This is a genomic window from Archangium violaceum Cb vi76, from assembly GCF_000733295.1.
In the GTDB taxonomy this organism is placed as follows: Bacteria; Myxococcota; Myxococcia; order Myxococcales; family Myxococcaceae; genus Archangium; species Archangium violaceum.
Map to the genome: position 1 here is coordinate 1 of NZ_JPMI01000062.1, position 20,791 is coordinate 20,791.

Consider the following 20,791-nt stretch of genomic DNA (forward strand, 5'->3'; position numbering starts at 1 on the left):
CGCCGAGATCATCGCCTAGTTGGCTGGCGGGCTTCCGGCCCGTCCCAACAGGTGGTTAACCCCGAGGGGGGAGCTGTGATAAACGGCTTTCCCCTCGTGCTTATCGAGTTCAAGCCATGCCCAAGGGTAACCGCAGCATCATCTCGCTCGAGTGCACGGTGTGCAAGGAGCGGAACTACTACACCACCAAGAACAAGCGGAAGAGCCAGGACAAGCTCGAGTTGAGCAAGTACTGCCCCCGCGACCGGAAGCATACCGTCCATAAGGAAGGTAAGGTCTAGTTCGGTTGTTGTGGTCGGGTGTTTAGGCCAGTAGCTCCAACGGTAGAGCAGCGGTCTCCAAATCCGCGTGTTGGGGGTTCGAATCCCTCCTGGCCTGCCAGTTGTTAGTTGCAGGGACCCTCGGTACCCAGGTACCGGGGGTCCCTGTGTTTCCGGGATCAGGCAGTTTTCAGTCAGCGAGGAATCATGGCAGCGGCATCCGAGGCCAGCCAGCAGGCGAACCGTTCAGGGATGGACCCGAAGCGGCTCGTGGTCATCTTCTTCCTCATCGCGGGTCTCATCTTCGCGCTCTTCCTGGAGCACGTCTGCGGTCTCATCTGGGCCCGGGCCGGCTGGAGCGACCCCGTCATCATCGACGGTGTCGACTGGCAGGTTTCCACCCTGGTGGGCTTCCTGCTCGCCGCGGGGCTCGTGGTGGGTGCCTACGTGCATCCCAAGACGCACGTCCTCTCGCTCGAGGTCGCCTCCGAGTTGATGAAGGTCACCTGGCCTTCCTGGGCGGAGACCAAGGCGTCGACCGTGGCGGTCATCGTCGCCTCCGTTGTGGCGGCCGTCCTGCTCTTCTGCATCGACACCCTCGCCTACAACCTTATGGTTGAGTGGATACCCGCCATCTGGGGGAAGTTGTAATGGCGATGAAATGGTACGTGGTCCACACCTACTCGAACTTCGAGAACCAGGCGAAGAAGAGCCTGGAAGAGCGCATTCGTCTCGAGGGGTTGCAGGACCTGTTCGGCGAAATCCTGATTCCGATGGAGCAGGTCGTCGAGATGGTGAAGGGCGAGAAGAAGACGTCCCGGCGCAAGTTCTTCCCGGGCTACATCTTCGTGCAGATGGAGCTCAATGACCGCTCCTGGCACCTCGTGAAGAACACGCCGAAGATCACCGGTTTCCCCGGTGCGGCGCAGAACGAGCAGCCCACGCCCATCTCCGACAAGGAAGTGGCCCGGCTCACCTCTCAAATCTCCGAGGGCACGCTCAAGCCCAAGCCGAAGGTGCAGTTCTCCGACGGCGACACCGTCCGCGTCATCGACGGCCCCTTCGCCAACTTCAATGGCACGGTGGAGGAGGTCAACGCGGAGAAGGGTCGCGTGAAGGTGCTCGTGAGCATCTTCGGCCGCGCCACGCCGGTGGAGCTCGATTTCATGCAGGTGGAGAAGACCACCGGCTAGCAGTCTTCCCCGGCGTGCGAGCGCTCGGGGATACCCAGGGTGGGAGGGCCGCCCGTCAAGCGGCCCGTGTGAACCACCGTCTCGAAAGGCAGTTTTCAGCAAATGAAGAAGGTCACAGGGCAGGTCAAGCTGCAGATTCCCGCCGGTAAGGCGAACCCCGCTCCGCCGATCGGCCCCGCGCTCGGTCAGCAGGGCGTGAACATCATGGAGTTCTGCAAGCAGTTCAACGCCAAGACCCAGGCGGAGGCCAAGGAAGGCCTGATCATCCCGGTCATCATCACCGTGTATCAGGATCGCTCCTTCACCTTCATCCTGAAGACGCCTCCCGCGGCCGTCCTCATCAAGAAGGCGGCGGGCCTGCACACCGAGAAGAAGAAGGGCTCGGGCGCCAAGAAGCCGGGCAAGGAGAAGGTGGGGCAGATCACCCAGAAGCAGCTCGAGGAGATCGCCAAGAAGAAGATCGACGACACGACCGCTGGTTCTCTGGAGGCCGCCAAGCGCACCATCGCTGGCACCGCGCGCTCCATGGGCATCGACGTCGTCTGACCCTCTCCCTCCACTCCTTCTGAAACAGGATATTTCCCATGCCTCAGACCGGTAAGAAGTTCCGCGCGTCCGCCGCCAAGGTGGACCGCAACAAGCGCTACACCATCGCCGATGGCTTTGCTCTCCTGAAGGAGACCACGGCCCTTCGCGGGACCAAGTTCGATCAGACCGTCGAGGTGGCGCTCAACCTCGGCGTGGACCCGAAGCACGCGGACCAGATGGTCCGTGGCGCCGTGGTCCTCCCGCACGGTACGGGTGCCACGGTGCGCGTGGCCGTGTTCGCCAAGGGCGAGCGCGCCACCGAGGCCGAGGGTGCCGGCGCTGACGTGGTCGGCGGCGACGAGCTGGCCAAGCGCATCGAGGGCGGCTTCCTCGACTTCGACACCGTCATCGCCACCCCGGACATGATGGGTGTGGTCGGCCGCCTCGGTAAGGTGCTCGGTCCCCGTGGCCTCATGCCCAACCCGAAGGTGGGCACGGTGACCATGGACGTGGCCAAGGCCGTCCGCGACGCCAAGGGCGGTAAGGTGGAGTTCCGCGCCGAGAAGGCCGGCATCGTCCACGTCAAGGTCGGCAAGGCCTCCTTCACCCCGGAGAAGCTCACCGAGAACTTCAACACCCTGGTGGACCTGGTGATGAAGCTCAAGCCGGCCACCGCCAAGGGCGTCTACCTCAAGGGCGTGGCCATCTCGGCCACCATGAGCCCGGGCATCAAGATCGACACCAACGAGATCCTCGCCCGCCACCGGTAGTCAGGAGTAGGGCAGGGGGGTCGTCGGTCCAGACAGAGGGGGGCCTCTTCATCCGGGAGGCCCCTTTCGTCGTCTGATTGACGCCCGCAGTCATAATTTGCTGGACGTTTCGCGAAGCCGCGGGTATAGCGCCCCGGCTTTTGCAATTGAGGCGCCACGTCGATGAGACGGGACGCTTCAACATCCCTGGTCCCAGACAGCAGGGACCCGGGGTGGGACTCGTGCCCTCCGTTGGCAACCGGACAACCGGTCGGAGTCACGAAGAACACCCAGGGTTCAAACGACTCGCGGAGTCGCCCTGCCGAGACTGGAGGTGCGGTGTGGTGCCTTACGGGGCTCCTCTCGCTCTGCCACTTGCGTGGCCCAGGTAATCCAGCCCGCCTTCGGGTGGGTGTCGTGAGGAGGTGAAACCAAGTGATCAAGAGCGAGAAGGAAGAACTGATCAAGGAGCTCAACGAGAAGTTCTCGAGGGCTCAGACCGCGATTGTCGCCGAGTTCTCCAAGCTGAACGTGGAGACCGTGACCAAGCTGCGCAAGAAGTTCCGCGACGGCAAGGTGGACTACAAGGTCCTGAAGAACACGCTGGCCAAGCGCGCCGCGAAGGGTACCCCGGTGGAGGTCATCGCCGAGGACTTCGTGGGGCCCGTGGCCATCGCCATCAGCTACGACGACGTCGTGGCCCCGGCGAAGATCCTCGTGGACTTCATCAAGGATCTCGAGACCATCAAGGTCCGCAGCGCGTCCGTGCAGGGCCGCCGTGTCGACGTCGAGGGCGTGAAGTCCCTGGCGAAGATGCCCGGTCTGCCCGAGCTCCGCGCCCAGCTGCTCGGCATGCTCAACCAGCCTGCCGGCAAGCTCGTTCGCACCATCGCGGCCCCCGGCTCCCAGCTGGCCCGCGTGCTCCAGGCGAACGTGGACAAGCAGCCCCAGTAATAGCCCCCAGAAGCAGACCCACCGCAAACCTCTGGCCTTTTCCTCCCCATGGGGAGGCAGGCCGCTAGAACAAGAAGGACATTGAAATGGCCGCTGACCTGAATGCGATCGTTGACCAGCTCTCCACCCTCACGGTGATGGAGGCCGCCGAGCTCGTGAAGCAGCTCGAGAACAAGTGGGGCGTCTCCGCCGCCGCCGTTGCCGTGGCCGCTGGCCCCGCCGCCGCCGCCGCCGCCCCCGTCGAGGAGAAGACGGAGTTCAACGTCATCCTCGCCGACGCCGGCGCGAACAAGATCAACGTCATCAAGGAGATCCGCGCCATCACCGGCCTGGGCCTGAAGGAGGCCAAGGACCTGGTCGAGGGCGCCCCGAAGACCGTCAAGGAGGGCGTCAACAAGGACGACGCCAAGAAGATCAAGGACCAGCTCACCGCGGCTGGCGCCAAGGTCGACATCAAGTAGTTTGTTGTGACTCAGGTTGGCGACGGGTTTCGGAAAATTCCCGCCGCCTCCTGACCGGATGAGCAGGCCGGCGTGCCCGGAAAGGGTGCGCCGGCTTTGCCCTTTCCGTATCTCTAAATTTTCCGCTGCCGCTGCGCGTTACCCAAGCTCGCCCCGCCTGAGCTTGCTCGCCCCGGAGTTCGAATGCCGACGCAGATCCAGAACAACTTCCGAGTGCGGAAGACCTTCGCGAAGATCGCGAAGACCATCGACATTCCCAACCTCATCAACATCCAGAAGCAGTCCTACGAGAAGTTCCTCCAGGCTGATATCCCGCCGGAGAAGCGTGAGGACATCGGGCTTCAGGGAGTTTTCAAGTCGGTCTTCCCCATCCGGGATTTCAACGAGACGTCCTCGCTCGAGTTCGTCAGCTACCACCTCGAGAAGCCCAAGTACGACGTGGATGAGTGCCACCAGCGTGGCATGACCTACTCGGCACCCATCAAGGTCGTCGTGCGCCTGGTCGTCTGGGACAAGGACGAGGAGACGGGCGCCCAGTCCATCCGCGATGTGAAGGAGCAGGAGGTCTACTTCGGCGAAATCCCGCTGATGACCCAGAACGGCACCTTCATCATCAACGGGACCGAGCGCGTGGTGGTCAGCCAGCTGCACCGCAGCCCGGGTGCCTTCTTCGACCACGACAAGGGCAAGAGCCACTCGTCGGGCAAGCTGCTCTACAACGCCCGCATCATCCCGTACCGCGGCTCGTGGATCGACTTCGAGTTCGACCACAAGGACATCCTGTACGTCCGCATCGACCGGCGCCGCAAGCTGCCGGCCACGGTGCTCATCCGCGCCTTGGGCGCGGTGGCGGACACCGCCAAGAAGAACCCTCTGGAGTTCCGTGGCTCCACCGAGGAGATCCTCAACTACTACTACGCCACGGAGACCATCTACCTCCAGAGCAACACCGACTTCGAGAAGTCCGTGGAGCTGGAGCTGTTGCCCGGTCAGCGCGCTACCCGCGACATCAAGACCAAGACGGGCGACATCATCGTCAAGAAGAACCGCAAGTTCACCCGCGCCGCCATCAAGAAGCTCGAGGCGGCCAAGATGAAGACGCTCCCCATCGACGCGGACGAGCTCTTCACCAAGGTGTCCGCCTACGACGTGGTGGACGAAAACACCGGTGAGGTCATCCTCGAGTGCAACGAGGAGGTCTCGCAGGAGAAGATCGACGAGCTCCTCAAGCGCGAGATCAAGGAGTTCAAGGTCCTCTTCATCGACAACCTCAACGTGGGTCCCTACCTGCGTGAGACGTTGATGCTGGACAAGATCGAGTCGCCCGAGCAGGCGATCATGGAGATCTACCGCCGCCTGCGCCCGGGTGATCCCCCGACGCCGGAGACGGCCACCAACCTGTTCAGCAACCTCTTCTTCAACCCCGAGCGCTACGACCTGTCCAAGGTCGGCCGCCTCAAGCTGAACTTCAAGTTCGGCCTCGAGGAGCCGCTCGACGGGCAGATCCTCACCAAGCGCGACATCCTCGAGGTCATCCGCTACCTGGTGGACCTCAAGAACGGCAAGGGTGTGATCGACGACATCGATCACCTCGGCAACCGCCGTGTGCGCGCGGTGGGCGAGCTGCTGGAGAACCAGTACCGCATCGGTCTGGTGCGCATGGAGCGGGCGATCAAGGAGCGCATGAGCCTCCAGGAGATCGAGACGCTCATGCCGCACGATCTGATCAACGCCAAGCCGGTGACGGCGGTCATCAAGGAGTTCTTCGGGTCCAGCCAGCTGTCGCAGTTCATGGACCAGACGAACCCCCTGTCCGAGGTCACGCACAAGCGTCGTCTGTCCGCCCTCGGGCCCGGCGGCCTCACCCGCGAGCGCGCGGGCTTCGAGGTGCGCGACGTGCACCCGACGCACTACGGCCGCATCTGCCCCATCGAGACGCCGGAAGGTCCGAACATCGGCCTCATCGCCTCGCTGTCCACCTTCGCTCGCGTCAACGAGTTCGGCTTCGTCGAGACGCCGTACAAGAAGGTGGAGGCCGGCTCGGTCACCGGTGACGTGGCCTTCTACTCCGCCCTCGAGGAGGAGAAGCATACGATCGCCCAGGCCAACGCCGAGACGGACAAGAAGGGCAAGTTCATCAACGCCCTCGTGTCCTCACGCCGCGGCGGTGAGTTCGTCCAGGCCAAGGCCGAGGAAGTGGACCTGATGGACGTGTCCCCGAACCAGCTGGTGTCGGTGGCCGCCTCCCTCATCCCGTTCCTCGAGAACGACGACGCCAACCGCGCCCTCATGGGCTCGAACATGCAGCGCCAGGCCGTTCCGCTGCTGCGCACCGCCGCTCCGCTCGTGGGCACCGGCATCGAGGCGATCGTCGCCCGCGACTCCGGCGTCACCTGCGTGGCCCGGCGCGATGGCATCGTGGAGAGCGTGGACGCCAGCCGCATCGTCGTGAAGGCGGACTCCGCCGCGGGCGCGTTCGACATCTCCAGCGAGGTCGACATCTACAACCTCCTGAAGTACCAGCGCTCCAACCAGAACACGTGCCTCAACCAGAAGCCCATCGTCCGCAAGGGCGACCGGGTGCGGAAGGGTGACGTGATCGCCGACGGTCCCGCCACCGAGACCGGCGAGCTCGCGCTGGGCCAGAACGTCGTCGTCGCGTTCATGCCGTGGCAGGGCTACAACTTCGAGGACTCCATCCTCATCTCCGAGCGCATCCTCAAGGAGGACGTCTTCACGTCCATCCACATCGAGGAGTTCGAGTGCATCGCGCGCGATACCAAGCTCGGCAAGGAGGAGATCACCCGCGACATCCCGAACGTGGGTGAGGAGGCTCTCAAGGATCTCGACGAGAGCGGCATCATCCGCATCGGCGCCGAGGTGAAGCCCGGCGACGTGCTCGTGGGCAAGATCACCCCGAAGGGCGAGACCCAGCTCTCCCCCGAGGAGAAGCTGCTGCGCGCCATCTTCGGTGAGAAGGCCGGCGACGTGCGCGACAGCTCGCTGCGCGTGCCCCCCGGCGTGGTGGGCACCGTCATCAACGCCAAGGTGTTCAGCCGCAAGGGCGTCGAGAAGGACGAGCGCGCCAAGCAGATCGAGTCCATGGAGGAAGCCAAGCTCCTCAAGGACCAGAACGACGAGATCAAGGTCCTGCGCGACAGCGCCTACGGCCGCCTGCGCCTCATGCTCCGTGGCAAGGAGATCCAGGGCAAGCTCGTGGACGACAAGGGCAAGATCCTCCTGAAGAAGGGGGACATCGTCTCCGACGAGCTGCTCGCCACCGTCCCGTACAAGTACTGGACGGAGATCTCCGTCGGCGATCCGCTCGACGGCAAGCTGCGCGACATCCTCCGCAACCTGGAGGAGACCACCGAGGCCGTGAAGCTGGCCTTCGGCGAGAAGATCGCCCGCATCAAGAAGGGCGATGAGCTCCCGCCGGGCGTCATCAAGATGGTCAAGGTGTACGTCGCCATCAAGCGCAAGCTGGCGGTGGGCGACAAGATGGCCGGCCGCCACGGTAACAAGGGCGTCGTCTCCCGCATCCTCCCCGAGGAGGACTTGCCGTACCTCGAGGACGGGCGTCCGGTGGACATCGTGCTCAACCCGCTGGGCGTGCCCTCGCGCATGAACATCGGGCAGATCCTCGAGACGCACCTGGGCTGGGCCGCCAAGGGCGTGGGCGAGCAGCTCCAGCGCTACATCGAGGAGAACTACAGCGGCGAGAACCTCAAGAAGCAGCTGAAGGTCGTCTACGACGACAAGGCCTTCGGCGACTTCGTGGACGGGCTGTCCGACGACGAGGTCAAGAGCCTGTGCTACCGCCTGAAGAGGGGCATCCATGTCGCCACGCCGGTGTTCGACGGCGCGCGCGAGACGGAGATCCACTCGCTCTTCGACGAGGCCCGCCTGCCGCGCACCGGCCAGATGGTGCTCTTCGACGGCCGCACCGGTGAGCCGTTCGACCAGAACGTCACCGTCGGCGTCATGTACATCCTCAAGCTGCACCACCTGGTGGACGAGAAGATCCACGCCCGCTCCATCGGGCCCTACTCGCTCGTCACGCAGCAGCCCCTGGGCGGCAAGGCCCAGTTCGGCGGCCAGCGTCTGGGAGAGATGGAAGTGTGGGCGATGGAGGCCTACGGCGCGGCGTACACGCTCCAGGAGTTCCTCACCGTCAAGTCCGACGACGTGGTGGGCCGCACGCGCATGTACGAGGCGATCGTCAAGGGCGACAACGTCCTCGAGTCCGGCCTGCCCGAGTCGTTCAACGTGCTCCTCAAGGAGCTCCAGTCGCTCGCGCTCGACGTCGAGCTGCTGGAGAGCGCTCCCCCCGAGCGCCAGCGCTCCTTCTCCGGAGACTTCGGTGGTGGTGGTGGCGACGGCGAGGACCGCGTGAAGACCGGTACCGAGGCCTAGTCCAGCGTGCCTGACCCCCGGCGCCCGCTCCCTCAGCGGGCGGGCGCTGGCGGCCCAGGCGAAACGAATTCGCGCTCACGCGCTCAGAAGAAATTCGGAGGCACCGTGAAGGACATTTTCAACTTCTTCGAGAAGCCGAAGGATCCGCTCTCGTTCAACGCCATCCGCATCGCGCTGGCGTCGCCGGACAAGATCCGGCAGTGGTCGCACGGCGAGGTCAAGAAGCCGGAGACGATCAACTACCGCACCTTCAAGCCGGAGCGGGATGGTCTGTTCTGCGCCCGCATCTTCGGCCCCGTGAAGGACTACGAGTGCAACTGCGGCAAGTACAAGCGCATGAAGCACCGCGGCGTCGTGTGCGAGAAGTGCGGCGTGGAGGTCATCCAGTCCAAGGTGCGTCGTGAGCGCCTGGGCCACATCACGCTCGCCACGCCCGTGGCGCACATCTGGTTCCTCAAGTCGCTGCCCTCGCGCATCGGCAACCTGCTCGACATCACGCTCAAGGAGCTCGAGAAGGTCCTCTACTGCGAGAGCTACATCATCATCGACCCCAAGGCGACGCCGCTGCAGCGCGGCGAGCTCGTCAGCGAGGAGAAGCTCCACCGGCTCTACGAGGAGCACGGTGAGGACTCCTTCTCCGCCGGCATGGGCGGCGAGGCTGTCCGCGAGCTGCTCAAGTCGATCGACGTGAACCGGCTGTCCGAGGATCTCCGCCGCGACATGCGCGAGACCAACTCGGAGGCCAAGAAGAAGAAGTACGCCAAGCGCCTCAAGGTCGCCGAGGCCTTCCGGATGTCCGGCAACAAGCCGGAGTGGATGATGCTCGACGTCATCCCAGTCATCCCGCCCGACCTGCGTCCGCTCGTCCCCCTGGACGGTGGCCGCTTCGCCACGTCGGACCTCAACGACCTGTACCGCCGCGTCATCAACCGCAACAACCGCCTCAAGCGGCTCCAGGAGCTCAACGCCCCGGACATCATCATCCGCAACGAGAAGCGGATGCTCCAGGAGGCCGTGGACGCGCTGTTCGACAACGGCCGCCGCGGCAAGACGATCACCGGCCCCAACAAGCGGCCGCTGAAGTCGCTGTCCGACATGCTCAAGGGCAAGCAGGGCCGGTTCCGTCAGAACCTGCTCGGCAAGCGCGTGGACTACTCCGGCCGTTCCGTGATCGTCGTCGGTCCCGAGCTGCGCCTGCACCAGTGCGGCCTGCCGAAGATCATGGCGCTCGAGCTCTTCAAGCCGTTCATCTACAACAAGCTTGAGGAGAAGGGGTACGTCACCACCATCAAGAGCGCCAAGAAGATGGTGGAGAAGGAGCGTCCCGAGGTCTGGGACATCCTCGAGGACGTCATCCGCGAGCACCCGGTCCTCCTCAACCGCGCGCCCACGCTGCACCGCCTCGGCATGCAGGCCTTCGAGCCCGTGCTGATCGAGGGCAAGGCCATCCAGCTGCACCCGCTGGTGTGCGCCGCCTTCAACGCGGACTTCGACGGTGACCAGATGGCCGTCCACGTGCCGCTCTCCATCGAGGCTCAGATGGAGGCCCGCGTGCTGATGATGTCCACCAACAACATCCTCAGCCCCGCCAACGGCAAGCCCATCATCGTCCCCACGCAGGACATGGTGCTCGGCATCTACTACATGACCCGCGCCCGCGAGTTCGCTCACGGCGAGGGCCGTGTGTTCGCCTCGCCCGACGAGGTCCGCGCCGCGTACGACCACGGCGAGGTGCACCTGCAGGCGAAGGTGGTCTGCCGCATCCTCGGCAAGCGCAAGGAGACCACCGTCGGCCGCGTCCTCCTCTGGGACATCGTGCCGCGCAAGGTGGGCTTCGACGCCATCAACAAGGTGCTCGACAAGAAGTCGCTCGGCGCCCTCATCGACCTCTGCTACCGCCTCACCGGCGAGAAGGAGACGGTGCTGCTCGCCGACCGCATCCGGTCGCTCGGCTACACCAACGCCACCCGCGCCGGTATCTCCATCGCGCTCAAGGACATGATCATTCCTGCCAAGAAGCAGGAGTTCCTGGACTTCGCGCGCAAGGAGGTCGCCGAGATCGAGAACCAGTACCTCGAGGGTCTCATCACCGACGGCGAGCGCTACAACAAGGTCATCGATATCTGGGCGGAGATCACCGAGAAGGTGGCCGCCGAGATGATGCAGCAGATCTCCCAGGACGAGGCCGTGGGCGAGAAGGACGGCAAGCGCGAGGTGCGCAAGCAGCCGTCGTTCAACCCCATCTACATCATGGCCGACTCCGGTGCCCGCGGCTCCGCCCAGCAGATCCGTCAGCTGGCCGGTATGCGCGGCCTCATGGCCAAGCCGTCCGGTGAAATCATCGAGACCCCCATCACGGCCAACTTCCGTGAAGGCCTCTCGGTGCTCCAGTACTTCATCTCCACCCACGGCGCCCGCAAGGGTCTCGCGGACACGGCCCTCAAGACGGCCAACTCCGGTTACCTCACCCGCCGTCTCGTCGACGTGGCCCAGGACGCCATCATCAACGAGTACGACTGCGGCACCATGGACGGCCTGTTCATCGGCGCCCTCGTCGAGGGCGGCGAGATCATCGAGCCGCTCGGCGAGCGCATCCTGGGCCGCGTGGCCCTCGATGACATCCTCGACCCGGTCACCAATGACGTGCTCGTGCGCGCCAACGAGGAGATCGACGAGGACCGCGTCAAGAAGATCGAGAACAGCGGTCTCGACAAGGTGAAGATCCGCTCGGTGCTCACCTGCCAGGCCAAGCGCGGCATCTGCGTGGAGTGCTACGGCCGTGATCTGGCCCGTGGCCGCAAGGTGTCCGTGGGTGAGGCCGTCGGCGTCATCGCGGCGCAATCCATCGGCGAGCCGGGTACCCAGCTCACGATGCGCACCTTCCACATCGGTGGTGCGGCCACGCGGCGCGCCGAGCAGTCCAGCCTCGAGAACCGCAACGCCGGTACGGTGAAGTTCTCCGGCCTCGTCACGGTCCAGAAGAAGGACGGCAGCCTCGTCGCCATGAACCGCAACGGCGAGCTCGTCATCGTCGACGAGACCGGCCGCGAGCGCGAGCGCTACCAGGTCATCTACGGCGCCCGCATCCTCGTGAAGGAGGGCCAGAAGCTCGAGGCCGGCACCCTGCTGGCCGAGTGGGATCCGTTCGCCATCCCCCTCCTCACCGAGGTGGGCGGCACCGTGCGCTTCGAGGACATCATCGAAGGCGTCACGATGAACGAGTCGCTGGACGAGGTGACCGGCCTCAGCCGTAAGACGGTCGTCGAGTCCAAGGACCCCGAGGCCCGTCCGCGCATCACCCTGCGCGACGAGGAGGGCAACACCAAGAACCTCATCTCCTCCAAGGCCCCGGCCAGCTACTTCCTGCCCCAGGGCTCCATCATCACCGTCAACGACGGCGATGAGATCCACGCCGGTGAGGTCATCGCCAAGGTGCCTCGCGAGACCACGAAGACCAAGGACATCACGGGCGGTCTGCCCCGCGTGGCCGAGCTCTTCGAGGCCCGCAAGCCCAAGGACGCCGCCGCCATCGCGGAGATCGACGGTGTGGTGTCCTTCGGCAAGGACACCAAGGGCAAGCGCAAGCTCATCCTCACCCCCGAGGTGAACGGCGAGCTGCGCACCGACCTGGCCAAGGAGTACCTGATCTCCAAGGGCAAGAACATCAACGTGCACGCCGGTGACCGGGTGAAGGCCGGCGAGGCGCTGATGGAGGGCTCGGCCAACCCGCACGACATCCTCAAGGTGCTCGGCGAGAAGGCGCTCGCGGGCTACCTCGTGGATGAGGTGCAGGAGGTCTACCGGCTCCAGGGCGTGAAGATCAACGACAAGCACATCGAGGTGATCGTCCGGCAGATGCTCCGCCGCGTGCGCGTCACCGACGTGGGCGACACCAGCTTCCTCGTCGACGAGCAGGTCGAGAAGTATGTGTTCGAGGAGGAGAACGAGAAGGTCATGGCCAAGGATCAGCGTCCCGCCGTCGGCGAGCCGCTGCTGCTCGGCATCACCAAGGCCTCGCTCTCCACCGAGTCGTTCATCTCGGCGTCCTCCTTCCAGGAGACCACCAAGGTGCTCACCGAGGCCGCCATCAACGGCAAGGTGGACTACCTGCGCGGCCTCAAGGAGAACGTCATCATGGGCCGGCTCATCCCCGCCGGTACGGGTCTCCCCAACTACAAGTACCTCGACATCGAGGTGGAGAGCCCCGCCGACGAGATCTCCGAGATGGAGGCCGCCCTGGCCATCGCCCACGAGGACGACGTGGCTCCCAGCCTGCCCCCCACCGGCGGCCGGCCCGAGGGCTCCCAGACCAGCGGTGCCGCCTAGTCCGCACCCACCGTCTTGATGTCTCCGCCGCCACTCCGGTTGCTCTGGGGTGGCGGTTTTCTTTTCGGCTCTTTACGGTTTCACGGCTTGACGGTTGACGCGCCGGTGCACTAAGCCGGAGGGAACCACGGAGGTCGACCCGGGCCCCCCGGGCGAGCATCCAGCAGTGGACGCCTGGAGCAGGCGGGCGAGCATGGGCGGCGTTTTCTTCAATCGAAACGTGTGCTTACCTCGGTTGTCCTTACCCCGCTTTCCGGGACTCGAGCCCGGGGAGCCGTGCTGGAGAGCGTTGCATGGACAAGGTGGAGACCCCGCAGAAGCGCCCGCTGGCGGAGACGTTCGAGCGGGTGTGGAGCCAGGCCTTGCTGGCCGTGTCCACCGCTGAGGACGAGGCCGCCCGTACCGTGCAGCGCGTGGCCGATCTGGCGGGCTGGAGCCAGGAGGAGATGAGCCGCCAGGGCCGACTGCTGACGGAGCGGTTGGCGGGTCATCGCAAGGACCTGGAGCACAACGTGGAGGAGGGTGTGAAGCGCGCCCTGCTCACCATCAAGATTCCCCGTCGGGAGGAAATCCAGGACATCGAGGCACGGCTGATCCGATTGGCCGAGCGCATCGACGCTCTGGGGCAGCGCAAGTGATGGCCACCCCCTCCGCTCCAGGTGGGCGGCGTGGGGAGGGGCTGTTCCGCTGGCTTCACGCACTCGGCTCGGGGTGTGGAAAGCTGCCCCTGGTGGCCGGAGTGGCCCTGGTGCTCTCCGCCCGGGCCGTGCCCCTGTTCACCCCTCCCGAGGTGCCGCTGGTGGCCGAGCCCTCGCGCTTCGAGGTGACGCCCCCCGACGCGGCGCTCATCGACGCGGTGCTCGCCAAGCGGGCTCCGGACCTCGGTCTCACCCTGCGCCGGCAGATCGTCCACGCCATCGCCGAGGAGTCCGGCCGATCCGGGTATGACCCGCTGCTGATCCTCGCCATCATCGACGTGGAGTCGGACTTCACCGAGGAGGCCGTCTCCGAGAAGGGCGCGCGGGGGTTGATGCAGATCAAGCCCAGCACGCTGCACTTCCTCGCGGAGAAGCAGGGGCTGCGCCTGTCTCGCGAGGAGGTGGCCTCGGATCCGGCTCTGGGTGTGCGCCTGGGCATCCGCTACCTGCGCGAGCTGAACGACCGCTTCGGCGACCTGGACCTGGCCCTCATGGCCTACAACGCCGGCCCCACCCGCATCTGGCAGGCCAAGAAGGCGGGGGAGCTGGACACCTTCCGCCGCTATCCCCGGCTCGTCCGCCGTGATTTCAAGCGGTTCCGGGAAGGGGAGGGGCTGGGCGGTGACTGGGCGCTCGCCCAGCGGGAGTCCCTGGAGAAGAGCCCCGAAGAGAAGGCTCCCTGAGCAGGCAGCCGTCTGAATTTCCGGGCGGCTGCCCCGGTCTCCGGTGACACGCGCTTGTCCACCCCGGGCGGGTGCGCTATCGCTTCTACCCCGGAGGAGTCTTCATCATGCCGCGCCGCTCCATCCCCGCCCTCGTCCTCTCGGCCCTGCTGTTGCCCGTCTCGGCTCTCGCCGGCTCGGTGTTCCTCAACGGCGTCCGTATCGACGGCGTGACGAACCAGAAGTTCGAGAAGGTCGCCTCGGTCCGCATCGACGACAAGGGCAACGTCCACATCGACGCTCCCGCCTACGCCGTGAAGCTGGTGAACGCCCCCGTGGCCCCGGCTCCCGCTCCTGTCGCCGCGGCTCCGGCTCCCGCGCCCGCTCCGGTGGCTCCCGCGACCCAGCCTCCCGCTCCGGCCGCAGCGGCCCCGGCGCCCGCTCCAGCCGTCGCGACCCCGGCTCCGGCGCCCGCCCCGGTGGACACCGCCCCGGCGCGCATCACCCGGCGTTACTGGCTCGTGACGGAGCAGCCCGTGGTGGGTATGGCGGAGTACGACGTCGACCTCTACGTCAACTCCCGCTGGGTGCGGAAGCTGCGCAGCGCCGAGGACCAGGTCATCGCGGAGATCACCCGCGAGCTCCAGCCGGGGAAGAACACCCTGCTGATGATCGCCCGCAAAGTGGCGGCCGGCTCGCGGCGGAGCGAATCTCCCCAGCATGTGTTCAAGGTCATCATCGGCGAGGGCAACGAGGGCGGCGGCAACGTGATGATCGACAACCCGCTCATCCGCTACCAGCGCACCGCGGCGGAGACGGAAGATCTGTCCGAGGAGTTCACCCTCATCACGCGGTAGCGCGGGGGTAGCGCCGAACGTGTTCTCCATCGACGAGCGGTTCCGAGGCCTGCCCGCCAGCCGCGAGCAGGTCCTCGCGTTGTACCAGTCCATCAACTCGCCGCACCTGGCCATCCCCGGCAAGCCGGCGGGGCCGGCACAGGCCTTCGTGTTGGGTCTGCGCGGCGCGAATGGCTTCGCCGTCTTCATCTACCTGTACCTCTCCGAGGCCCAGGACTGCGCCGTGTACGTCCCCGGCCGGCGCGCCGCGAGCCAGGATGACTACCAGCAGGACGAGGCCGAGGCGCTCGCCTTCGTGGAGTCCATGGGCTTCATGATGGACGACGCGCACTTCCGCTCCCTGCCGCCCCCGGGCCAGGACGAGCTGCTCAAGACGCTGCCCGTCTTCTACAAGGACCCGAAGCTGGTGCCGGGCGCCGCCAAGAGCCGCGCCGACGAGAAGCGCACCGCCTCGATGAACCTGGGCCGCCTGCTGGCCTCCTTCTGAAGCACCCCCTACCCGTCGTGAAGAGAAGAGCTGAACCCATGCACCGCCGTCTTTCCTCCGCCTGGCTCCTCGCGCTCGCCCTCGTGGGCTGCAAGCACGTCCCCACCGAGCAGGAGCGCCGCGGCGCCGAGCTCCGCTACGAGCTCGGCCTCCAGGCCCAGGCAGCGGGCAACGTGCAGGAGGCCTACAAGGAGATGGAGAAGTCCCTGGCTCTGGATCCGGAGTACCCGGAGGCCCACAACGCCATGGCCATCCTCCTGCACCTGGCCTTCAACCGCCCCGAGGAGGCCATCCAGCACTACAAGAAGGCGCTGGAGTACCGTCCGGGCTTCTCCGAGGCCAAGACGAACCTGGCCAACGTGTACCTCTCCCAGGCGCGCTACGACGAGGCCATCAAGCTGTACGAGCAGTCCCTCAACGACATGCTGTACCCCACGCCCTTCATCGCCCAGGGCAACCTCGGCTGGGCCCTCTACAAGAAGGGTGACACGGAGCGCGCGCTGCAGAACATCAAGGCCTCGGTGACGACCAACCCCGGCTTCTGCATGGGCTACAAGAATCTGGGTGTCATCCATGAGGAGACCGGTCATGTTTCCGACGCATGCCGCTACTTCGGACGTTATCGTGAGGCCTGCCCGGACGTAGCCGATGCCTACCTGCGCGAGGGCGCCTGTCAGGTGAAACAGGGGAAGATGGAGGAGGCGCGGCAGAGCTTCGCCGCCTGCGAGGCCAAGGCGAAGAGCCAGGTCCTCAAGGACGACTGCCACCGGCTCCTCGAGGCCTTGTAACCAGAAAGTCCCACCGCCGTGGACCACGTCGAATTCGGCAAATACCTCTCCCAGCAGCGCGAGCTGCGCGGCCTGTCCCGCGACGAGGTGTCGCAGGTGACGAAGATCTCCCCGAGCCTCATTGCCGCCCTCGAGGAAGGGCAGATGGAGCGGCTGCCCTCGCGCGTCTTCGTCGTCAACTACATCCGCGCCTACGCGACCGTCATCGGTCTGGCGCCGGAAGAGGCCATCCTCCGTTACGAGGAGGTGGACAAGGCGACGCCGGAGCCGAGCCCCGTGGTGCTGGAGCGCGAGCGGCGGAGGCGGGCCTGGGTGGCGCTCGCGGTGCTGCTGGTGGTGGTGCTCGGCGTGGGGGGGTACGTGGCCCTGGTGATGACCGGGAAGGCACCCAACCCCCTCGCGCGTTGAAGGGGATTCATGGAGCGTTTCGTCGATGAGGCGCTGGTCCTCTCCACGGTGGACTACGGAGAGTCCGACCGGCTGGTCACCCTCCTCACGCGCGAGCACGGCAAGCTGACGGCCTTCGCGGCCGGCGCCCGCAAGAGCAAGCGGCGCTTCGCCGGCGCGCTGGAGCCCTACATGCGGCTGCGCGTGCAACTCGTGGAGACGCGCGGCTCCACCGTGCGGTTGGACTCGGCCGACATCGTGGCCGGCTACTACGGGGCCCGCGAGGACCTGGCCCTCATCGCCCGCGCCCTCTACGCCGTGGAGCTGTGCCGCGAGCTGACGCGTGACCACGAGCCGCACCTGGAGCTCTTCGAGCTGTTGGAGGCGTACCTGGGCAAGCTGGACGCGAAGGAGGCCGGGCCCACCTCGCTGCTGGCCTTCGAGCTGTCCGCCCTGGCCCAGGCCGGGTTGATGCCCCGCTTCGACTCGTGCTCGCTGTGTGGTGGCCCTCCAGGGGAGCGGCCCCGGTTCGATCAGGCCCATGGCGGCGCCGTGTGCGAGCCCTGCGGCTTCCGGGCACGCGACGCGGTGGCCGTCCCCGCGGAGCTGCTGTCCGGGCTCCGCGCGCTGCAGGAGGGCCAGCGCACCCCGTTGCCGGCCGAGCTCCGGGCCCGGGCGCGCGGGGTGCTCAACGTCTTCATCTCCCACCACCTGGGCCGCCGCCTCAAGAGCGTGGACTTCATGGCCCAGGTGGGGCTGGACTGACGGGCGGCTTCCAGGAGACGGCTCATGGACGTGGTGTGTGTCGGGGAGAGTCTGGTGGATTTCCTCCCCGCGGAGTCCGCTCAGCGCGTGCGCGACGTGACGGCGTGGAAGCCGAGCATCGGCGGCTCGCTGGCCAACGTCTCCGTGGGCGTGGCGCGGTTGGGCGGCCGCTCGGCCTACGTGGGCGTGGTGGGCCAGGACGAGTTCGGCCACTTCCTGCGCGAGCGCCTCGCCGCCGAGGGCGTGGACGTCAGCCACGTGCGCCAGACCGCCGAGGCCAGGACGGGGCTCGTCTTCATCTCCATCGACGCGCGCGGCGAGCGCAGCTTCACGTATTTCCGCACGAACTCGGCCGAGTTCCTCTTGAGCGAGCGGGACGTGGACCCGGCCTTCCTCGGGAGCGCGCGCGTGGTGCACTTCGGGACCAACTCGCTGAAGCTGCCCGAGGCCCGGGCGGCCATGCTGCGCACCGTGGAGGCCGCGCGCTCCGCGGGACGCATCGTGAGCTGTGATCCCAACCTCCGGCTCCACGCGTGGGAAGACCTGGAGGTGCTGCGCGAGCAGCTCCGGATTCTCCTGCCCCGGTGCTCGGTGGTGAAGCTCTCCGAGGAGGAGATCGCCTTCGCCACCGGCCGCACGGAGCCGGAAGATGCACTGCGTCACCTCTCGGGGCTGGGCGTGGCGCTGCCCGTGGTGACGCGAGGCGAGGCCGGCGCCGTCCTCCTGTGGCGCGGTGAGGTGGTGCGCGTTCCGGCACCCCGGGTCCGCGTGGTGGACACCACCGGGGCGGGGGATGGTTTCACGGCGGCCTTCCTCCATGGGCTCTCGCGGCGCTACGCGGATGACGCGGCGCTCGCGGAGGCCTCGCGCGAGGACCTGGAGGCTCTGGCCACCTTCGGCTGTGCCGTGGGCTCCCGGGTGGTGGAGCATCTCGGGGCCGTGGCGGGCTTGCCCGGCAGGGAGGCGATGGGCGGCGTGTTGCCCCCCTGGCTACGGGACCCGGCCTGAGTCACGTTGTCGACCCGGTGCGACCCAACCGCTAGAATGCCCCCGCAATGGCCAACCCAGGGGACCCAGGAATCGCGGGTCTCGACCCCGATCGCGGACGCCGCATCGGCAAGTACGAGATCGTCACCCGCCTGTCCGTCGGCGGGATGGCCGAACTGTTCCTCGCCTTCACCGCCGGGCCCGGTGGGTTCCGCAAGTTCGTCGCGCTGAAGCAGATCCTCCCGGACGTCCAGAAGGACGAGCACTTCGTCCGCATGTTCCTGGACGAGGCCCGCATCACCGCCGCCCTCGCGCACGCCAACATCGGCCAGGTCTTCGATCTCGGCCAGGAGGACGAGGAGCTGTACCTGGCCATGGAGTTCCTCGCCGGGCAGAACCTCGAGCAGATCCTCCAGGCCTCGCTCAAGCAGCAGCGCCCGCTGCCCCTGGGCTTCGCGGCCCGCGCCGTGAGGGACGCGTGCCTCGGGCTCCACTACGCGCACCACTTCACCGACCCCTCGGGCAAGCCCCGGCCGGTGGTGCACCGGGACGTGTCACCCAAGAACGTGATGGTCACCTTCGAAGGCCAGGTGAAGGTGATCGACTTCGGCATCGCCAAGGCGAAGGGCCGGCTCGGCCGCACGCAGGTGGGCATGGTGAAGGGCACCACCGGCTACATGTCCCCCGAGCAGGTGAAGGGCTCCGAGCAGCTCGACGGCCGCAGCGACCTCTTCTGCGCCGGCATCATCCTGCACGAGCTGCTGTGCGGACGCCGGTTGTTCTCCGGCGCCCATGAGGGGGCGGTGATGCTGAAGATCGCCGCGGCGGAGGTGCCCCCGCCCTCGGGCCTCAACCCCCGCGTGCCCGAGGCGCTGTCCCAGGTGGTGATGCGCGCGTTGGCCCGGGAGCCGGAGCGGCGCTTCGCCACGGGCCGGGAGCTGGCCCGTGCCATCGAGGCCGCATGTGGGCCGGAGTTCTTCCACGAGGAGCAGATGGCCACGGTGATGCGCCAGCTCTTCGAGGACAAGCTCCAGAAGACGCGCGCGCTGCTGGAGAGCGCCAACGAGATCGATCGGGACACGGGAGTCGCGAAGCCCGCCGTGCCGCTCGGTGCTCCCGACAAGGAAGATCCCACGGAGCGGGTGCGCCGGGTTTCTCCTCCGGTTGCGGCTGGCACGACGCGTGTCGTGAAGTCCCCCTCGGGGCAGGTGGCCCCCCTGGTGGCCCCTCCGGCGAAGACGCCCGCTCCCATTCCGCGCCGGGCCTCTTCCGTGGCCACCCCCGTGCGCTCTCCCTCCCGGGGAGCGTTCTCCCGCCCCGTGGCCGTCGAGCCCGAGCCCGAGGAGGACGAGGAGGATCCGCTCGACAAGACGCAGCCGGTCCGCAGGGCCCCCGGAGGGTTCCGGCCCGTGGCCATCCCGGAGGAGACCGAGGCCGAGGCCGCCGGGACCGAGGAGCGCGAGGTGCTCCCTCCGCCCGCGCGCGCCCGGCTGTCCCCGGAGGCCCAGGCGGAGCTGGCGAAGCAGCGAAGGGGCTGGGGCGGGTTGCTCTTCCTGTTGCTGCTGCTCGTGGCCGTGGGCGTCGCCTTCTACCACCCGCCGACGCGGGCCCTGATGACCCCGCTGTTCGCCACCGCGCTCGAGCGTCTGAAGGGGGAGGAGCTGCCTCACGGGCCACCCCCGGCGGAGCCGTTGCCCGTGCCTCAGACCCCCACGGAGCAGGCGGCGGGGGAGGGGACCCAGGCCCAACAGCCCCCGCAGAAGCCCGCGGCGCAGCAGGAGCCGGTGGCGGCCCCGGAGCCCGTGGTGGCCCAGGCTTCGGAACCCGCGCCGGAGCCCACCCGTGCCGTTTCCAAGCGGACGCGCAAGCCGGCCACCCTCGCCCCGGCCGAGACCGTGCCGGAGCCCAAGCCGAAAGCCGCCGCGCCGGCGAAACCGGCCACTGCCCTGGCGAAACCGGCCACCGCCGAGGCCGAGCCGCCGGTCGACGGCGAGCCCGAGATCATCGACACGCGCACCGCCAAGGGCGCGGCGAAGGCGGAGCTCGGCTGGCTCACGCTCCGCACCATCCCCCGCGCCGCGGTGTTCGATGGTGAGAATCAGCTCGGCACCACGCCGCTGCGCAAGGTTCCGCTGCCCGTGGACACCTACCGGCTGCTGGTGGTGGACCCGGATGGCGTCAACAAGATGATCTCCGTCCCCATCAAGCCGGGTCAGGTGACGGACATGACGGTGCGTGTCTCCGATCTTCCCGACTGGCAGGCGCAGTGAGCG

At 66.9% G+C, this 20,791-nt stretch carries 18 protein-coding genes and 1 tRNA gene; all 19 read left to right on the forward strand.

Annotated elements, in window-relative coordinates:
- The first annotated feature begins 116 nt into the window (after nt 1-116).
- A complete protein-coding gene (gene rpmG / locus Q664_RS10220) occupies nt 117-281 on the forward strand; it encodes a 50S ribosomal protein L33 (protein WP_043392848.1) in 165 nt (54 codons plus the stop codon).
- 24 nt (nt 282-305) lie between these two features.
- A tRNA-Trp gene (locus Q664_RS10225) sits at nt 306-381 on the forward strand.
- Between the two features lie 86 nt (nt 382-467).
- Entirely contained in the window at nt 468-911 is a 444-nt protein-coding gene (gene secE, locus Q664_RS10230; protein WP_043392850.1) for a preprotein translocase subunit SecE, read from the forward strand.
- Nucleotides 911-1,453 (forward strand): transcription termination/antitermination protein NusG, encoded by a 543-nt coding sequence (gene nusG, locus Q664_RS10235; RefSeq protein WP_043392853.1) that lies wholly within the window; start codon nt 911-913, stop codon nt 1,451-1,453. Before secE ends, nusG begins: the two co-directional genes overlap by 1 nt.
- Nucleotides 1,454-1,555: 102 nt before the next feature.
- Nucleotides 1,556-1,999, forward strand: a complete 444-nt coding sequence (gene rplK, locus Q664_RS10240) for a 50S ribosomal protein L11 (RefSeq protein ID WP_043392856.1) — start codon at nt 1,556-1,558, stop codon at nt 1,997-1,999.
- Between the two features lie 38 nt (nt 2,000-2,037).
- Nucleotides 2,038-2,751, forward strand: coding sequence for a 50S ribosomal protein L1 (gene rplA / locus Q664_RS10245; RefSeq protein WP_043392859.1), 714 nt, complete (start codon nt 2,038-2,040; stop codon nt 2,749-2,751).
- Between the two features lie 414 nt (nt 2,752-3,165).
- Nucleotides 3,166-3,684, forward strand: coding sequence for a 50S ribosomal protein L10 (gene rplJ / locus Q664_RS10250; RefSeq protein ID WP_043392860.1), 519 nt, complete (start codon nt 3,166-3,168; stop codon nt 3,682-3,684).
- A gap of 86 nt (nt 3,685-3,770) precedes the next feature.
- Nucleotides 3,771-4,145, forward strand: a complete 375-nt coding sequence (rplL, locus tag Q664_RS10255) for a 50S ribosomal protein L7/L12 (protein ID WP_043392862.1) — start codon at nt 3,771-3,773, stop codon at nt 4,143-4,145.
- A gap of 183 nt (nt 4,146-4,328) precedes the next feature.
- Complete coding sequence (rpoB, locus tag Q664_RS10260; protein WP_043392864.1) at nt 4,329-8,561, forward strand: DNA-directed RNA polymerase subunit beta; 4,233 nt, start codon at nt 4,329-4,331, stop codon at nt 8,559-8,561.
- A gap of 105 nt (nt 8,562-8,666) precedes the next feature.
- Entirely contained in the window at nt 8,667-12,887 is a 4,221-nt protein-coding gene (gene rpoC / locus Q664_RS10265; protein ID WP_043392866.1) for a DNA-directed RNA polymerase subunit beta', read from the forward strand.
- Nucleotides 12,888-13,180: 293 nt separating this feature from the next.
- Nucleotides 13,181-13,525, forward strand: a complete 345-nt coding sequence (locus Q664_RS10270; protein ID WP_043392869.1) for a phasin family protein — start codon at nt 13,181-13,183, stop codon at nt 13,523-13,525.
- Nucleotides 13,525-14,268 (forward strand): lytic transglycosylase domain-containing protein, encoded by a 744-nt coding sequence (locus Q664_RS10275; RefSeq protein WP_043392872.1) that lies wholly within the window; start codon nt 13,525-13,527, stop codon nt 14,266-14,268. The genes Q664_RS10270 and Q664_RS10275 overlap by 1 nt, the downstream gene beginning before the upstream one ends.
- 107 nt (nt 14,269-14,375) lie before the next feature.
- Complete coding sequence (locus Q664_RS10280) at nt 14,376-15,104, forward strand: hypothetical protein (RefSeq protein ID WP_043392948.1); 729 nt, start codon at nt 14,376-14,378, stop codon at nt 15,102-15,104.
- 19 nt (nt 15,105-15,123) lie between these two features.
- Complete coding sequence (locus Q664_RS10285; protein ID WP_043392875.1) at nt 15,124-15,591, forward strand: hypothetical protein; 468 nt, start codon at nt 15,124-15,126, stop codon at nt 15,589-15,591.
- A gap of 38 nt (nt 15,592-15,629) precedes the next feature.
- Nucleotides 15,630-16,379 (forward strand): social motility TPR repeat lipoprotein Tgl, encoded by a 750-nt coding sequence (gene tgl, locus Q664_RS10290; RefSeq protein ID WP_043392878.1) that lies wholly within the window; start codon nt 15,630-15,632, stop codon nt 16,377-16,379.
- An 18-nt stretch (nt 16,380-16,397) separates the two neighbouring features.
- On the forward strand, nt 16,398-16,787 hold the full coding sequence (locus Q664_RS10295; protein ID WP_043392881.1) for a helix-turn-helix domain-containing protein: 390 nt from the start codon (nt 16,398-16,400) through the stop codon (nt 16,785-16,787).
- Between the two features lie 9 nt (nt 16,788-16,796).
- Entirely contained in the window at nt 16,797-17,531 is a 735-nt protein-coding gene (gene recO / locus Q664_RS10300) for a DNA repair protein RecO (RefSeq protein ID WP_043392885.1), read from the forward strand.
- 24 nt (nt 17,532-17,555) lie between these two features.
- Nucleotides 17,556-18,539, forward strand: coding sequence for a carbohydrate kinase family protein (locus Q664_RS10305; RefSeq protein WP_043392888.1), 984 nt, complete (start codon nt 17,556-17,558; stop codon nt 18,537-18,539).
- A 47-nt stretch (nt 18,540-18,586) separates the two neighbouring features.
- Nucleotides 18,587-20,788 (forward strand): serine/threonine protein kinase, encoded by a 2,202-nt coding sequence (locus tag Q664_RS10310; RefSeq protein ID WP_043392891.1) that lies wholly within the window; start codon nt 18,587-18,589, stop codon nt 20,786-20,788.
- Nucleotides 20,789-20,791: the final 3 nt, after the last annotated feature.

What these genes read in the sequence shown, in the direction of transcription:
- rpmG (WP_043392848.1), top strand. Translation starts at nt 117, where the DNA reads ATGCCCAAGGGTAACCGCAGCATCATCTCGCTCGAGTGCACGGTGTGC.
- secE (WP_043392850.1), top strand. Translation starts at nt 468, where the DNA reads ATGGCAGCGGCATCCGAGGCCAGCCAGCAGGCGAACCGTTCAGGGATG.
- nusG (WP_043392853.1), top strand. Translation starts at nt 911, where the DNA reads ATGGCGATGAAATGGTACGTGGTCCACACCTACTCGAACTTCGAGAAC.
- rplK (WP_043392856.1), top strand. Translation starts at nt 1,556, where the DNA reads ATGAAGAAGGTCACAGGGCAGGTCAAGCTGCAGATTCCCGCCGGTAAG.
- rplA (WP_043392859.1), top strand. Translation starts at nt 2,038, where the DNA reads ATGCCTCAGACCGGTAAGAAGTTCCGCGCGTCCGCCGCCAAGGTGGAC.
- rplL (WP_043392862.1), top strand. Translation starts at nt 3,771, where the DNA reads ATGGCCGCTGACCTGAATGCGATCGTTGACCAGCTCTCCACCCTCACG.
- rpoB (WP_043392864.1), top strand. Translation starts at nt 4,329, where the DNA reads ATGCCGACGCAGATCCAGAACAACTTCCGAGTGCGGAAGACCTTCGCG.
- Q664_RS10270 (WP_043392869.1), top strand. Translation starts at nt 13,181, where the DNA reads ATGGACAAGGTGGAGACCCCGCAGAAGCGCCCGCTGGCGGAGACGTTC.
- Q664_RS10275 (WP_043392872.1), top strand. Translation starts at nt 13,525, where the DNA reads ATGGCCACCCCCTCCGCTCCAGGTGGGCGGCGTGGGGAGGGGCTGTTC.
- Q664_RS10280 (WP_043392948.1), top strand. Translation starts at nt 14,376, where the DNA reads ATGCCGCGCCGCTCCATCCCCGCCCTCGTCCTCTCGGCCCTGCTGTTG.
- tgl (WP_043392878.1), top strand. Translation starts at nt 15,630, where the DNA reads ATGCACCGCCGTCTTTCCTCCGCCTGGCTCCTCGCGCTCGCCCTCGTG.
- recO (WP_043392885.1), top strand. Translation starts at nt 16,797, where the DNA reads ATGGAGCGTTTCGTCGATGAGGCGCTGGTCCTCTCCACGGTGGACTAC.
- Q664_RS10305 (WP_043392888.1), top strand. Translation starts at nt 17,556, where the DNA reads ATGGACGTGGTGTGTGTCGGGGAGAGTCTGGTGGATTTCCTCCCCGCG.
- Q664_RS10310 (WP_043392891.1), top strand. Translation starts at nt 18,587, where the DNA reads ATGGCCAACCCAGGGGACCCAGGAATCGCGGGTCTCGACCCCGATCGC.